10 protein-coding genes are annotated in these 14,399 nt (G+C 55.6%); 6 read left to right on the forward strand and 4 right to left on the reverse strand.

Features of this window, described 5'->3' with window-relative positions:
* The first annotated feature begins 63 nt into the window (after nt 1–63).
* The 4 genes from AB1L30_RS04065 (at nt 64) to AB1L30_RS04080 (ending at nt 8,673) form a co-directional block, all read left to right on the forward strand.
* A complete protein-coding gene (locus AB1L30_RS04065; protein ID WP_367012116.1) occupies nt 64–2,280 on the forward strand; it encodes a hypothetical protein in 2,217 nt (738 codons plus the stop codon).
* Nucleotides 2,281–2,744: 464 nt separating this feature from the next.
* Complete coding sequence (locus tag AB1L30_RS04070; protein ID WP_367012117.1) at nt 2,745–6,794, forward strand: hypothetical protein; 4,050 nt, start codon at nt 2,745–2,747, stop codon at nt 6,792–6,794.
* A 198-nt stretch (nt 6,795–6,992) separates the two neighbouring features.
* A complete protein-coding gene (locus tag AB1L30_RS04075) occupies nt 6,993–7,469 on the forward strand; it encodes a DUF423 domain-containing protein (protein WP_367012118.1) in 477 nt (158 codons plus the stop codon).
* Between the two features lie 22 nt (nt 7,470–7,491).
* Nucleotides 7,492–8,673: an AI-2E family transporter gene (locus tag AB1L30_RS04080; RefSeq protein ID WP_367012119.1), complete on the forward strand. Its 1,182-nt coding sequence runs from the start codon at nt 7,492–7,494 to the stop codon at nt 8,671–8,673.
* A gap of 148 nt (nt 8,674–8,821) precedes the next feature.
* Here AB1L30_RS04080 and AB1L30_RS04085 read toward each other — a convergent pair whose 3' ends face one another.
* From AB1L30_RS04085 to AB1L30_RS04095, 3 genes are all read right to left on the reverse strand, one after another.
* Nucleotides 8,822–9,013, reverse strand: a complete 192-nt coding sequence (locus AB1L30_RS04085) for a hypothetical protein (protein ID WP_367012120.1) — start codon at nt 9,011–9,013, stop codon at nt 8,822–8,824.
* 416 nt (nt 9,014–9,429) lie between these two features.
* A complete protein-coding gene (locus AB1L30_RS04090) occupies nt 9,430–10,572 on the reverse strand; it encodes a cysteine desulfurase family protein (RefSeq protein ID WP_367012121.1) in 1,143 nt (380 codons plus the stop codon).
* Nucleotides 10,572–10,778: a hypothetical protein gene (locus tag AB1L30_RS04095; RefSeq protein ID WP_367012122.1), complete on the reverse strand. Its 207-nt coding sequence runs from the start codon at nt 10,776–10,778 to the stop codon at nt 10,572–10,574. Before AB1L30_RS04095 ends, AB1L30_RS04090 begins: the two co-directional genes overlap by 1 nt.
* A gap of 359 nt (nt 10,779–11,137) precedes the next feature.
* On the opposite strand from AB1L30_RS04095, the gene AB1L30_RS04100 reads away from it, so the two are divergent.
* Together AB1L30_RS04100 and tadA are read left to right on the forward strand one after the other, a co-directional pair.
* Complete coding sequence (locus AB1L30_RS04100; protein ID WP_367012123.1) at nt 11,138–12,181, forward strand: DUF1559 domain-containing protein; 1,044 nt, start codon at nt 11,138–11,140, stop codon at nt 12,179–12,181.
* Between the two features lie 110 nt (nt 12,182–12,291).
* Nucleotides 12,292–12,774, forward strand: coding sequence for a tRNA adenosine(34) deaminase TadA (tadA, locus tag AB1L30_RS04105; protein ID WP_345095073.1), 483 nt, complete (start codon nt 12,292–12,294; stop codon nt 12,772–12,774).
* A 9-nt stretch (nt 12,775–12,783) separates the two neighbouring features.
* Here the strand turns inward: tadA and AB1L30_RS04110 are convergent, their stop codons facing one another.
* Nucleotides 12,784–14,256 carry an FHA domain-containing protein gene (locus AB1L30_RS04110; protein ID WP_367012125.1) on the reverse strand — a complete coding sequence of 491 codons (1,473 nt, stop codon included), beginning with the start codon at nt 14,254–14,256 and terminating at the stop codon, nt 12,784–12,786.
* Between the last annotated feature and the right edge of the window lie 143 nt (nt 14,257–14,399).

Raw genomic sequence — 14,399 nt, forward strand, 5'->3', positions numbered from 1 at the left:
TCCCCTCGACCTTTTCTTCTCTCACAATCGGATGGTTCGGAACAGAATAAGGATTACACCGTCATGAAGAAGCTTGATCTACAGAGCGGCGGGCTAAAAACCAAGCTGATTCTGCATGTCGAAAAGCTCGTCTTCGGATTGGCTATTCTGCTGGTGGCAGCGTTCGTTTATTTCGGAACGCAACAGAAATCGATCACCACGAAGCCAGACGATCTCGTTCAAGCGGCCGAGAAGGCGCGTAACAACATCGAAAAGCTGACCTGGGACGAAGTCGAAGGGGAACGCTGGGTGCCGCCGGAATATCGGACGGCGGCCGTGCGAGCGAGCAAGCCAATTCCGTTGGCTCCCTACGAAACGCCATCGAGCCTGCGGGTTCGCCACAAGGAAAGCATCGAAAAGCGAGCCGATCCGAAGATCATTCCGCTCGAGAAGCTGGAAGTGGTCGCAGGTTTCGCGCCTTTCGCTTACCTCAGCTCGAATCAGGCTGCCAACGGCGGTGGTTTTATGCGGGGTGAAGGTGGCGGTCCATCGATGCCAGGTGCCGGGTACGACATGTACTCGGGCATGTCAGGCGAAGGGATGGGGGGCTCCGATGCTAATTCTCCTCCGACGTTGACGCCAGAACAAATGGCGATGCTTGGTTCGCAAAAGGGTGGAACCGGTGGCGATATCGAAGGTAAGTACTTTGTTGCGATCACCGGTTTGGCTCCGCTGAAGCGTCAGTTGGACTTGTACAACGCGGCCTTCAAAGATCGTGCGAACTACATCGAATCACGCGACTATCCCAAGTACGTTCACTTCGCGGTCGAACGTCGTACCCAGAACCCTGATGGTTCGTGGGGCGAATGGGAAAAGCCATTCAACATCAAACAAGAACGCTGGATCTCGCGTTACCGCTGGGCATTCGTTCCCGACGAAATCGCACCTCCAGAATTTCTCGATCCTGTTCTGAGCTTCCCAATGCCACCGATCCTGCTGTTCGATCCGGACCGCTGGGGACGTCATTCGGAAGTGCCTGAGTTCGAGCCGATGGATCAAATGGCAATGAACGAAGGGAGCGGGATGGGTAACTTCGACGAAATGCCCATGGGCGGAATTGAAGACTTCCCTGGCGTCGATCCAGGCTTCGGCATGGGTGGCAGCGGAATGGAAGGTGGCTACGGTGGTCCTGGTGGCGGTCGTATGCCGGGCATGGGTGGCATGCCAGGGATCGGCGGAATGCCAGGCATGGGTGGTGGCCGTAATGGTTACGACTCGATGATCGCACGCCCTGGCTTCATTCGTCGTCCAACTGGAACTGCTGGTGTTGGTCCAGGCGGCATGATGGGAGGTGGTATGGAAGGTGGGCCTGGCGGCGGTAGCTTCGCGACGTCGCCATTCGATGCCGAGAACAAAATGTTCCGCTTCTACGATACGAGCGTCTCGCCACATAAGTCGTATCAGTACCGCGTGCAGTTATTCCTGGAAGATCCAAACAATCCACAGAACTACCAGGAAGCTCCGCCAGTGCGAGCTCTGGAATCTTCGGTATTAGCTCGTATCGAACCAGAACGTCAGAAGATCATGAAGGCCATGCAGCAGCAAGGCGCCGGAATGTCGCGTCCAAATGGTCAGGCCAACGCGACTGCCCCAGTGCACGAGTTCTGGCGAACGACCGAGTTCAGCGAGCCAAGCCCAACTGTGCGTGTTCCTTCCAGTGCTGATGTGTTGGCCGGTCCGGTCGATGCTGGGCGTACGATCTATCGCCAGGGGTCGCGTCGCGAAGTGATGCGTACCGCGGAACCAACGGCAACCGTTCTGGCGATGCGATGGGATCCACGCGATGTCGTGAAGGCTTTGGTCACCAAAGAACTGAAGGACGTCAAACGTGGTACCACGGTCGAATACAAGGGGGACATGTGGGTCCTCGATCCTTCGACTTACCAGTTCAAGCGACCTTGGGCTTTGGATGCCGATACGAAAGACCAGGAATACACGCTCAAGACCGGCTATACGGTTTTGGATATGCGTGGTGGTGACGACACCGCTGGTAAGTACACCGACGAGAACAACGACAAGTTGAAGACGCCGGGCGAAATCTTGATTCTGGATGATGCAGGTAACATCCATATCAAGACCGAAATTGACGAAGTGAAAGAGTTCACCAAGTTCAACTTCAGCAAGCCGGAAGTGAAACGTACGCGTCGTGAACGGGACGATCCATACTCTTCGGAAGGTGGACCTCCTGGAATGTACGACGACTACGGTGGTGGTGAAGGTGGCTCACGCCGTCGTCGCTAACGCCGCGCATAAGATGAATCCTCGAAAGGGACGTTTCTTCGGAAGCGTCCCTTTTTTTTGCGCCGCCTGATTTCGCGAGAAAAACATCTATTGAGCCGTTTCTGGCTTCCAGGTACCGTTGCTTCCCGGCGATTTTGCGCTGTTGTCCCGGCTGAAAGGCCTTGCTAGCAGAGCATTTAACTAGTTTTCCAAAAATAATCGAGCGCGCCGACAAAGCGACCTTGACCCAGTTTTGGCAAGCCGGTATTTAACCGCCTCACCTAGAAATGCAAGGATGCAGATTCACCAGTACGCGCGGCACGTGGGCGCTGGCAAACGGGCATTTATTGAGCTCGTTGGCTTGCGGTCCCTCGTCATAAACGTGTCGCCGTGAGGGGAAGGATAGGAACACCATGAATCATTCTCGGTCGATCCCAATAAACGCGGATCGCAGGCTGCCACAAGTTCAGACAAGGAGAGTCGCGTTGAATTTGGCCACGCGTGTGCTTACAGCCGGTCTCATTGCCGTGCTGTGCTTCAGCACTGGGAAAGGGGTCGTCGCAAATCCGTTGACCGAGATTGAGCTCGTCACGTCAATGTCGACGACCGGTCAACAACAGGGTTCGCTGTACGATCAGCAGAAGCAGGAAGAGGTTCTGCGGGCCGCTCGCCAGGCGATGCGGGCCCAAGACTTCCAACGTGCCGAAGCGTTGATTCAGCAGGCTCGTCAATTCCAAGTTCCGGCTGACCCAGCTTTCAGCAAGTTCAGCGACTCGCCTGAAAAGGCCGCTCGCGATCTGGCTGAGCTCAAGGCTGCCCAGAGCGATCCAGAAGTTGCCGCTCGCAAGATGCTCGGTCAGTCTCCGGACATGACTCAGCAGATGGCCGCGGAAGCACTGGCTCGTGGCAAGGCTGCCCTGGCAAGTGGTCAGACCAACGCTGCCCTGAACTATTACGAACAAGCCGCCAAGGCTGGTCCCAACTTCCAGTCGGCCGATTACTCGGTGGCTGCCTTCCGTCGCGATCTGATCGCGAGCGGAATTCAGTCGTCGGTGCTCGGTGGCGAAATGGTTTCGACCGAAGCTCCCGCAGGTGGCATGGCTCGTCTGCCCCAGGTGAACGAATCGCCTGAACCGGCAATGACCGCTAACCCATACGCTTCTTCGCAAGGCAACGCGGAAACGGCTCGCCGAATGCTCCTTCAAGCTCGTCTTGAACTGGCACGCGGCAACGTCGCTCTGGCCGAAAAGATGGTTCGCCAGGTCCAAGCCCTGGGGCTCGTCTATCCGGCTCACCAGGACTCGCCTGAGAATGTCGACTATCTGATCCGCAAGCTGAATCAGGTCTCTGCCTCGCCGGTTGGTCCTCAGTCGGCTTTCATGTTTGGTGAAGTGCTGCTGCAACAGGCTGAAGGCTTGATGCTGTATGGCAAGTATGACATTGCCGAGCAGATGACTCGCCAGGTTCAGTCGATGAACCTCGACTTCCAACGTGCTCGTGTTACGCCTGATCGACTGCTGACGGAAATCAGCCGACGTCGAAGCGGTGACGCAGGTGGTTCGGCCGCATCGCCAGCCGCGGCTCAAACTGCTGGTGGCGACGCCCGCTCGCAGGAACAAGCAATCCTGGTGCAAGCCAAGGCCGCCCTCGATCGTGGTGACATCGGCACTGCCGAAGCCTTCACGGTGCAAGCCGCCAACATTGGCAACCGCAACTATCAGCAAGGTGACGTTCGCCCTGACATCATGATGCTGGAAATCAGCCGAGCCAAGGCTTCCAGCCCGGTTCGTCAGGCCAGCGGAACCGAAGGCCCGATGGGTGCCGGTTTCCCGGTTGCTCAAGGTATCTACAATCCAGCCATGGACAGCACTCGCAACATGCCTGCTTCGGCACAGCAAGGTGCGACCGGTCAGGCTGGCATGCGTTACCTGCACGAAGGTGAACAAGCTCTGAGCTCCGGCGACAAGCTGAAGGCTCGCAAGTTGTTCGAGGAAGCCTGGAAGTACGAAGGCCAACTCGATCCAACCTCGCGTCAGCGTCTGCAGGACTACCTCCAGTACCAGACCACTCCAGTTACCAACGGTGTTGCTCAGACCAGCAATCCTTCGCCTCTCAGCGAAATCGATGCTCGTCAGAAGGTGATGCTGACCCAGTTGACCGCCGAGATCACTCGCGAACAGTCGCAAGCCGACGCCATCCGCGAACTCGATCCGAAGGGTGCCTTGGATAAGCTGAAGAAGGTTCGCGTAACGGTTGACGAATCGTCGATCGACGCGGTTGCCAAGAAGCAGCTGTTGGCTCGTGTCGATCGTAGCATCGAATCGATGGAAAGCTACATCGACGTTAACAAGGCTCAGATCGAACTGAACGAGCAGAACGCTGCCGTCAGTGCCGCTGTGAAGCGTGATCGTGACCTCGATCTGGAAGTCAACAACAAGTTGGCCCAGATGACCGAACAGTTCAACGAACTGATGGACCAGCAACGTTGGCAGGAAGCGGAAGTGATCGCTCGCCAGGCTCGCGAAATGGATCCGGAAAATCCGATCGTCCAAACGCTGATCTGGAAAGCAAAGTTCGCTCGCCGCACCTATCAAAACCTGGCTCTGCAGGATGATAAAGAAACGGCCGTCTGGCAGTCGCTGATGAATGTCGACCTCGCGTCGATTCCATTCGACGACAACAATCCCATGGCCTTCGGCGATCCGAAGGAATGGAAAGACATGACCGAGCGTCGCCGACGCTGGTTGGCTGAGAACTCGCAGATCTCGGAAGACGAAGTCGAGATTCGCAAGGCTCTGAAGACCAAGGTCGACGTCAAGTTCAACCGCCAGTCGCTGCAAAGCGTGATGGAAACTCTGGGCAACATGGTCGGCATCAACGTGATGCTGGATCCACGCGGCCTGGCAGCAGAAGGTATTACCTACGACACCGAAATCACCATCAACATGCAGCAGGCTGTTCGTCTGGACAGTGCTTTGAACCACATCCTTCAGCCACTGCGGTTGAGCTATGTGATTCGTGACGAGGCCCTGGTCATCACCAGCGAATCGTTCCGAAGCCGCAATGTTTATCAGAAGGTGTACAACGTCGCCGACCTGGTGCTGCCGATTCCGAACTTTGTGCCAAGCTACAACATGGGTCTTCCTGGTGCCATTAAGGCTGCCTACGAAAGCCAAGGCTTGACCGGTTCGCCAATGGGCACCCTCGGTGGTACGAGCCCAACCTCGTTGTTCGCTCAGAACCAAGACATCAACAGCAACTCGGCTCTCGCCCAGGTTCCTAACGGCTTCATCCCAGGCATGGGAAGTGGTCAGACGGTTTCGGGGCAGCCTCAAGGCAACATGGGCTTCGGTCCTGGTGGCGGTGTCGGTGGTCCTGGCGGCTTCGGTGGTGGTGTTCAGCCTGACTTCGATCAGCTGATCGAACTGATCACGACGACCGTCGAACCAGAATCTTGGGAAGAACTGGGTGGTCCAGGTTCGATCGCTCCATTCAGCACCAACTTGAGCCTGGTGGTTAGCCAGACTCAGGAAGTGCACGATCGTCTGGCCGACCTGTTGACTCAGCTCCGCCGTCTGCAGGACTTGCAGGTGACCATCGAAGTTCGCTTCATCACCTTGAACGACAACTTCTTTGAACGCGTCGGTGTGGACTTCAACTTCGAGATCCAAGACAACACCGATGGCAACCTGTCGGGTTCGCCTAGTGTGACGGTCGGTTACGACCCGAACACCGATACCGGGTTCACCTCGGACCTGGACTTGCAGTTCAACCAGGCATTGTTCCAGAACACGATTCCATCGGTTGGTGGTTTGATTGCCCCGGCTGGTGCGACCTTCGGGTTCGCGATGCTCTCCGATATCGAAGCCTACTTCTTCATGCAGGCCGCCCAGGGTGACTTGCGATCGAATGTTATGCAGGCTCCGAAGGTGACCTTGTTCAACGGTCAAACGGCCTTCGTCTCCGACACGACCCAAACCCCATTCGTTACGAGTGTGGTGCCAGTGGTCGGTGACTTTGCCGCTGCCCAGCAACCAGTCATCGTGGTTCTGAACGAAGGTACCTCGCTGAGTGTCCAAGCGGTTGTCTCGCCAGACCGTCGCTTTGTCCGCCTGACGCTGGTACCGTTCTTCAGCCGAATCGGCGACGTCGAAGAGTTCACCTTCGAGGGAACCACGACCAGCAGCACCGACTCGTCGGTCGTGGATCCTGACGATCCGAATGGTGGTTCGACCAGTGACTCGGAAGAAGAAACGACTTCGGGTACGACGATCCAGCTGCCACAGTTCTCCTTCGTGACCGTGAGCACGACGGTGAGTGTGCCGGACGGTGGTACGGTGCTTCTGGGTGGTATTAAGCGTCTAAGCGAAGAACGTCGCGAACGCGGTATTCCAGTCTTCAGCAAGCTGCCTTACATCAACCGACTGTTCAAGAACGTTGGTATCGGCCGCGAAACGCAAAGCCTGATGATGATGGTCACACCACGAATCATCATCCAAGAGGAAGAAGAAGCGAAACTCGGCTTCCCTGAGTAAGCTTTCCTCGACAACTCGATTATGACCTCCTGCCGCCGTGAACAGTCTTCGGACTCTCACGGCGGTACTTTTTTGCGCCGTGGGTAAATTTGGAATACAATATCGTCTTTCCTGGTACGAAGCGTCTAAAAGGGAGCGGTCCGGCGAAGTCGATGACGCGCCGCTCGTTTTCTCTCTCCAGATCGAAAGGCCCCACGCGTGGCAAAGTTTGTGCTATTGGTCGGGGTATTGTTCGGAATGACCGCCGTTGTGGCTGGGGCATTCGAACATGCCGTCCGCAAGATGATTATTGAAGATACAACCGGGGCCGCCGAAGTCGCTGGTGACGAGCTTTCCGATCCGGCACCCAATGCCGAAGCCGCGAAACGCCTCTCGCAGTACGAGACCGGCGTGAAATATCAGATGTACCATGGCCTGGCGATGATTGCCCTGGGGCTGGTCATGGCGTTTTCGAGCCGCGGCCAGGTGTTGGGTCTGATTACCTGCCTTGCGCTGGTGGTCGGGGTGAAGCTATTCAGCGGAACGCTCTACCTGATTTCAGCATTCGGGATGACTCAACTCGTGATGTTGGTTCCGATCGGGGGTACCATCATGATTCTGGGATGGATTCTGTTCCTGATTACCGTTCTATTGTTTGATCCATTGATCGACAAAGAAGATCTCGAAACGACGTGATTCACCAACTGCGAAAGTTCTCATGAGCCGCTTTGCCAGAATCGAACGCGAGATGCGTGGCCAGACTATTTGTTTGGCCATTGGGGTTGGTTGTCTGGCACTGTGGAGTCTGTACTGGCTGAGCGCAGTGTTGATTCCGTTTGTGTTGGCGATCTTTATCGTCAGTGGCCTGACGCCACTTCTTTCCAGTATTGAGTCACGCTTGTCGGCATCGCGATTAGTCGCAGTGCTGATCGCGTCGCTCTTGGGATTCGGTCTGGTCGTGGTGCTTTGGAGTATCATCTGGGTTTCCGTCGCCGAACTGAAAGAAGACGCCCCGAAGTATGTCCAAGGGGCACAAGCGTGGAGCGATTGGTTTCCGGCCTGGGTACGCAATCCCGACCAGATGTTCGAGGGCTGGGCTTTCAACTCCCCGGCAGAAGAACCCCCCGCCGAAATTGCTGATGCCGCCACGCCGGTTGCTGGTTCGCTGGAACAACAGACAGGCAAGAACCACTACTTCTCGCAACTGTTCGACAACGTCATCAAAGCAAAGCTCGACGAAATCGCCGCGTCGCTTGGCTATGTCTTTCAAACCGGAACGATGGTAGTGATCTTTGTGTTCTTCCTGCTGCTGGGAAGTTCGCAGGCCTCGCTGCCGATGGAAACCTGGAAAGAGATCGACTCGAAGATTCGCGAATACATCATTACCAAGTCGCTGATTTCATTCTTCACAGCGCTCGCGTTCGGTTTCGTGCTATGGATCTTCGGAATCCCCCTGGCTGCCGTGTTTGCGTTGTTGGCATTCCTGTTTAACTTCATCCCTAATATCGGTCCAATCATTGCCTGCTTGTTGCCGATTCCGTTGATCGTTTTCGATCCAGACTTGGCCGTCTGGAAGATGGTGACGGTAACCTTTCTGGCTTCTACGGTTCAGGTGGTCAGCGGTAATGTGATTGAACCGCGCATGATGGGTGAATCATTCGACGTCCATCCCATCGCGGTGCTGCTGGCGTTGATGTTCTGGTCGTTGATCTGGGGCATGATCGGAATGTTCTTGGCGGTGCCGATGACGGCCGTGATGAAGATTCTGTTCGCCAAGTTCGAGATGACCAAACCTCTGGCCGATTTGTTGGCAGGCAGAATCGATGGGCTGAGCTTTAAGAATTTCGGCTTCAGCGCGTCGATGGATACGGGAGAAGAAGGCGAAGGCAAGAAGGCCTAAAAAAGAACGAGGTTCGAGGTGCGTTGCTACTTTACCAGATTCCAAAAGCAAATCTGGCAGAGGGGCTAGACCTGAACCACGATCATTTGGCGGATCTGCTTACCCGCAGAATCATATGCCAACAAGATGTCTGAGATCAGGCGAGTGATTATTCCTCGCCATCGAGTCGATAAGCGACTTCGTCATCTTCTTCCAGATGACAGCCACATTTCTCACAACTCACATGCCCCAGGATATCTTTCGAGCCCTGGACAATACCGGCGCAGTGGGTGCAGCGGTACATCAGTGCATAACAAATCGAATCAGTGTCGATTTGAACGCCATTCAATTTCACAATCATTGGGAAGCCTCATTTCGTTACTGGCAGGCGAAGGGGCCTCAATTGCCGAGCCTGGATTACTTGATAGACGATTCGCTCGGAATGAAGGTTTCTTGGAGACAACTTTTGACAACGTTAGGTGAAATTTGCGGATTCGTACAGGAACGCTACCAGAACGCTATCGCCTGACCGTTAAAGAGCCCTCACCGGGGTGGCAATAGCGAACAGACAAGTGCCAGACCCGCATTCGTTTCCCCACGAAGATGGTAGGCCGTTTGCTGCCGTCACGTTTCGCTGGGCAGCAAGTTAGCTGCATATGTCGTAACGCGCCGAAAGGTTTTACTTCTTCTGGTGAGAAAAACGGAGAATCTTCAAGTGCCGAGCAGTCAGGAAGAGAGATGGACGCCACGCGACGAGATGGGAGCGAGTCGATCGATTTAGTGGTGAAGCGATTCCCACGCATGGATTAACAATTCAGCGGCGCGGTCGACTTCTTCTTCCGAAGTATACCACCCTAAACTTAGGCGAATCGTGCCTTCTTTGTCTTCGTCTGGCACTCCCATCGCCTGAAGCACCGGCGAACAATTGGTGCCGCCGACCGATCCACTGGCGGACGTTGCCGCACAAATTTCAGGGACGCGCCGCAGAAGTTGCTGGGCGGAAACGTGGGGAAAGTTAATGCAGAGCGTGTTCGGGATTCGCTGGACCGCGGCACCGTGAACGATCACGCGATCTGATATCGATGTCATTAATTTCTGTGTCAACTGTTTGCACAGCGATGATAATTTTTCAGCCGATGCATCCAGACTTCGGCCAACCAGGTTGGCGGCCTTGCCCATACCGACCCAGGCCATGACATTCTCGCAGCCAGATCGCAGACCGTGTTCTCCTCCGGAACCATGGATCAAAGGATTGAGCGTGACCCCTTCGCCCACAAAAAGAGCTGCCGCTCCCTTCGGCCCATAGAACTTGTGCGCTGACAAGCTCAAGAGATCGACGCCCAGTTGGTTGGGGTTTACTGGAATCTTGCCTGCTGCCTGGCATGCATCGGTATGCAGCAGAACATCTTTCTGCTGGCAGACTTCGGCCAACTGGCTGATCGGTTGAATCACGCCAGTTTCGTCGTTGGCCAGCATGATCGAAACCAGGCGTGTCTCGGGACGAAGGACTCTCGCCAGCTCTTCGGGGTTCACGACTCCATGTCGATCGACATCGACCACACTCACTTCACAGCCCAGCGTACGGCAGAACTGAGCCGTTTGAGCCACGGCGGGATGCTCGACAGCGGATACCACGATGTGACATGGTTTCTCTTGCTGCAGATAAGTCGCCGCGACCCCTTTGATGGCGAGGTTGCAGCTTTCGGTGCCTGATCCGCAGAAGACGATTTCGTCGGAAGTTACCCCCAGAAGATGGGCGACCTGCCCGCGTGCATCTTCAAGCGATTCCTCGATGGCCCGACTCTGGGCATACAAACCGTCCGGCCCAGCGAAGAATTCTGCCATGAAGGGAAGCATCGCTTCCTGGACACTGGGAGCGATGGGCGTTGTCGAGTTGTAATCGAGAAAGATCGACTTCATTACACTTTGGGGAGGGTGCCCTGGAACCCAAACTCGGTATACGCCTTCGGAAGGACGATCGCGGTGATCTTGATATAGCTGATGGACGCAAATGGAATGATCGCCTGGCGAGCCCCGATCGCGTCTGGTGTTTGTCGCTGGACAACCATCATGGCATCGTCGTAAACGAAGCCGACGAAAGGAATTGACTCATTCAACACCGTCATCACGACCCCCTTTTGCGGCATATCTTTTGGCCATCGCTGAAGGAGATCGAGCCAGATATTTTTCGCGGGTTCCAAGAATGCACCTCAGCAAAAGGGCGTGGGTTTGGGACGAATCGAGACGCCTGTGTAGCTAAATGTCGGAGGGTTAAAGATTACGTTTGCAATAAACTTTCCGCTGCCCTTCAATCCGAAATGGTTGGAGAATCCTGTAAAACCGTTAATTGAAGAGGGTTTGCGTCGCAGGCCCTGTGGCGACAAAGTACTCGACATTCGCCTTTAAATGGGTGATACTAGACATTGGCCATGCACCTGAAAAATACTCTCGTCAGTGACTTCTCACGCTTTAAGGATTTCCGGACATGATCATCCGCCGACACGGCTTCACGCTGGTGGAATTGCTAGTCGTGATTGCCATTATTGGCATCTTGGCAGGTTTGTTGTTGCCAGCCGTTCAAATGGCTCGGGAATCTGCCCGGCGAACTCAGTGCATGAACAACCTGCGGCAGATCGCCACCGCAACCGTCAACCGCGCCACGAAGCATCCTCGAACCGAGATGCCACCAAGCATGGCTTGGAATCGTTCGGTTCCGACTAGCTCTCGTAGTGGTTATGCCGCAGGCAACATCATGAATTGGCCCGTTGGCATGTTGGATGAACTTGGTCAGGGTGGTTTGAAGGAAGCCTATCAGGCAGGCACGGTCACTGGTACTTCCTACAACCCAGCGGAACTGTCGGGCAAGGTTATCTCGACGTTTGTCTGCCCAAGCGACCCGGTTGATCCTGCCGAGTTGAACCCTGTCAGCTACTATCCCAACGGCGGCTATCACAATGTTTACACCGCTTCGCCACGTGACTTGCCGGCCAATGGTGCCTGGAGCGATAAGTCGAACCTGTCAGGTCAGCCAGAGGTAGGCGTGAATTATGGCAACATTAAAGATGGTGCCTCACAGACCATACTGATGACGGAACGCATACGTATCCCTGCATTCGGTGGTGCGGGTACCAACTGGCACGTTGTCGAAGTGATTGCCGCCGACTTGCTGAATGAAAACGGCGCCTCTTCGCTATGGAATGGCTCGATGTCCTCCAGCAGTCCGATTTCGACGGTCCAGCCGATAGATCTGGTCATCTACGACTACGGTGGTGCTGGGCGCACGGAAGGTGCTTATCTTCCGTCCAGCAACCACGGCGACTCGTTCCTTGTTTCGTACATCGACGGATCTGTTGTGACGATGTCGAACGAAATGGCTCAGAACGTTTATGCCCGTCTGCTCACCAGCGATGGCAACGATGCCCGTCTTGCCGGTGATGGTGCGCCATACTACAGCCACGGCAACGCATCCTGCAAGCCAGCAGGTAATTTCCAGGCGACCCCGCTCAGCGGAACCGACTACAACTTCTAGTCGAATCGGCCAGACGCCAGTCCAAGTCAAATCGTTCCAAGAGATCCTTCCCATGCGGAGGGATCTCTTTTTCTTTTAAGGAAAGCAAGAGCGTGATCGATCCGGAACTGATGGAGCAATTTGACCTGCCCGCCTTTCATCAGATGTACATGCAAATGGCCCTCCAACAGGCCGATATGGCGGCGCGGGCAGAAGAAGTTCCTGTCGGCGCGGTGATCATCCGCGAAGGCTCGGTGATCGCCGCCGCTCATAATCAACGCGAGATGCTTCGCGATCCAACGGCACATGCCGAGATGATCGCTATTACCCAGGCCGCCGAAGCCGTCGGAGGTTGGCGGCTGGAAGATTGCATTCTTTACGTCACACTCGAACCCTGTCCGATGTGCGCAGGGGCGATCGTTCAGGCTCGCATTCCGGTCGTCGTGTATGGGGCCCGCGATCAGAAGGCAGGGGCGGTCGATTCGCTATATAACCTGCTGAACGACAACCGATTGAATCACCGTTGCGAGGTCGTTTCTGGTGTACTGCAAGAACGCTGCGGCCAGGTCCTGACCGACTTCTTCCGAAAACGCCGGGCCGAAGGAAAGAAGTAACGCCTGGCTTTATGCCTGCGGCTTGTTCTGTTCCAGGTCGTCCAGCAGCGAAGGCCGCGACGGAAGATACCCGAGCCGGTTCAACTGCGTGATGAAGTTCGTCCGGCACAAGATTCGCCAACGTGTCGGGTCTGGGTGCTGAACCAAGACTGCGTCGATGTCAGGCATTCGCTCGGCAATCTGATCAGGACGATCGCACAGCCAAAGAACCCAGTCACCCGCTTTGCCCAAGTTCGACGACCCGCGTGGACGACCCTGCTGATAGATCCCCAGCGAGTTGGCAATTTCAGAAAGGCTGACCTCGACCCCATCTTGCGGGAAGAGAACGGCCATCGCATCTTGGCCCCAGACCTCGTGGACGTTGCCGACGAGCTTCTCGATGTCGGCGACATGCAGTACCTTGGCCCGCGATGCTTCGTGCGAGAATTCGCCCTGGCAGTGGCTTTCCCAGGTCTCCATGGCAACACGCGAAGAATCGAGAACGATCCCCACGTCGCGATGCCGCGCAAGTCTTCGGAGCAGCTCTGTCGGCGAAGGAACGTTGCCGACCGCATCAACCAGGTGATAAGCGTCACCAATCTCTTGGGCATAGAACGTGGCGAACTTCCGTCGAACCAGATCTTCAAACACCCATGTTCGCAAGGGCGCGTCGGGGGCGTCGCTTCCGCCTTCGATGGATACACGGAACTGCGTTTTTCCGGCAACAAAGGTATCGCCGTCATAGATGGTGGCGTACGGAACGTTCACACCGTTCAAGTGCGATCCATTCTGACTGTGCAGATCGCGAAGCGTGCATTTCTTGTCGGCGCATTCGAGCGAAAAATGAACACCCGAAATGAAAGCGTCACCAACAACGGTGACGTCGGTCATTTGATTGCGTCCGACAATCACTGTTTGCCCCGGCAGCAGCCAAACTTGTCGCTGGCCGGTCGCATCGTGGAACGTCACGTTCAGTCGATGGATATGAATCGATTCATTGCCAGGTGTCACTTCAACTGGACGAGGCCGATACGACGCGACTTCGTGCTGAGTAACATGCGCGATCGATTCGGTCTTCTCGTATTCTTCCGCCGGGGCCACGGGCGGTTCCTCTTCCACGCGATCGAGCGACTTGGGACTCGACGATTCGGGATCAGACGGAACCCGAGCATGCCGCAGCGGGTCGACGACCGTGGTATGAATTTCACCGTCGAAGCGGATTTGAAATTCAGAGCTGCCGGCGCGGATAATATCGCGGTCGTGCAGTTCGACCAGGTTCGCCCGGATACCGTTGACGTAGGTGCCATTGGTGCTGTTCAAATCTCGCAAGCGGCATCGATCTTGATCGCAAAGAATTGCGAAGTGCAAGCCCGACATCGTGCGGTCGAGCGGGATCGATAGGTCAGCGTTCGCCTGGCGGCCAACACGCACGACGGAGCCTTCCGTTGCCGTTGTTACCTCTCCCTGAGCAGGACCTTGCTGCACGGTCAGATAGGCTCGCATGGCGGAATGAACTCTCTCGCAGATTGTCTTGGGATCACCAACGTTTCCTGGCGAACTGATCGTCCTCGAAGCTCGAAACGCCGGGATTTCAGCAAACCGGCATCCGATTCTGAGAGTATAGCTACGAGAGCCTTCTGACTACA

This window comes from Bremerella sp. JC817 (assembly GCF_040718835.1).
Taxonomy (GTDB): domain Bacteria; phylum Planctomycetota; class Planctomycetia; order Pirellulales; family Pirellulaceae; genus Bremerella.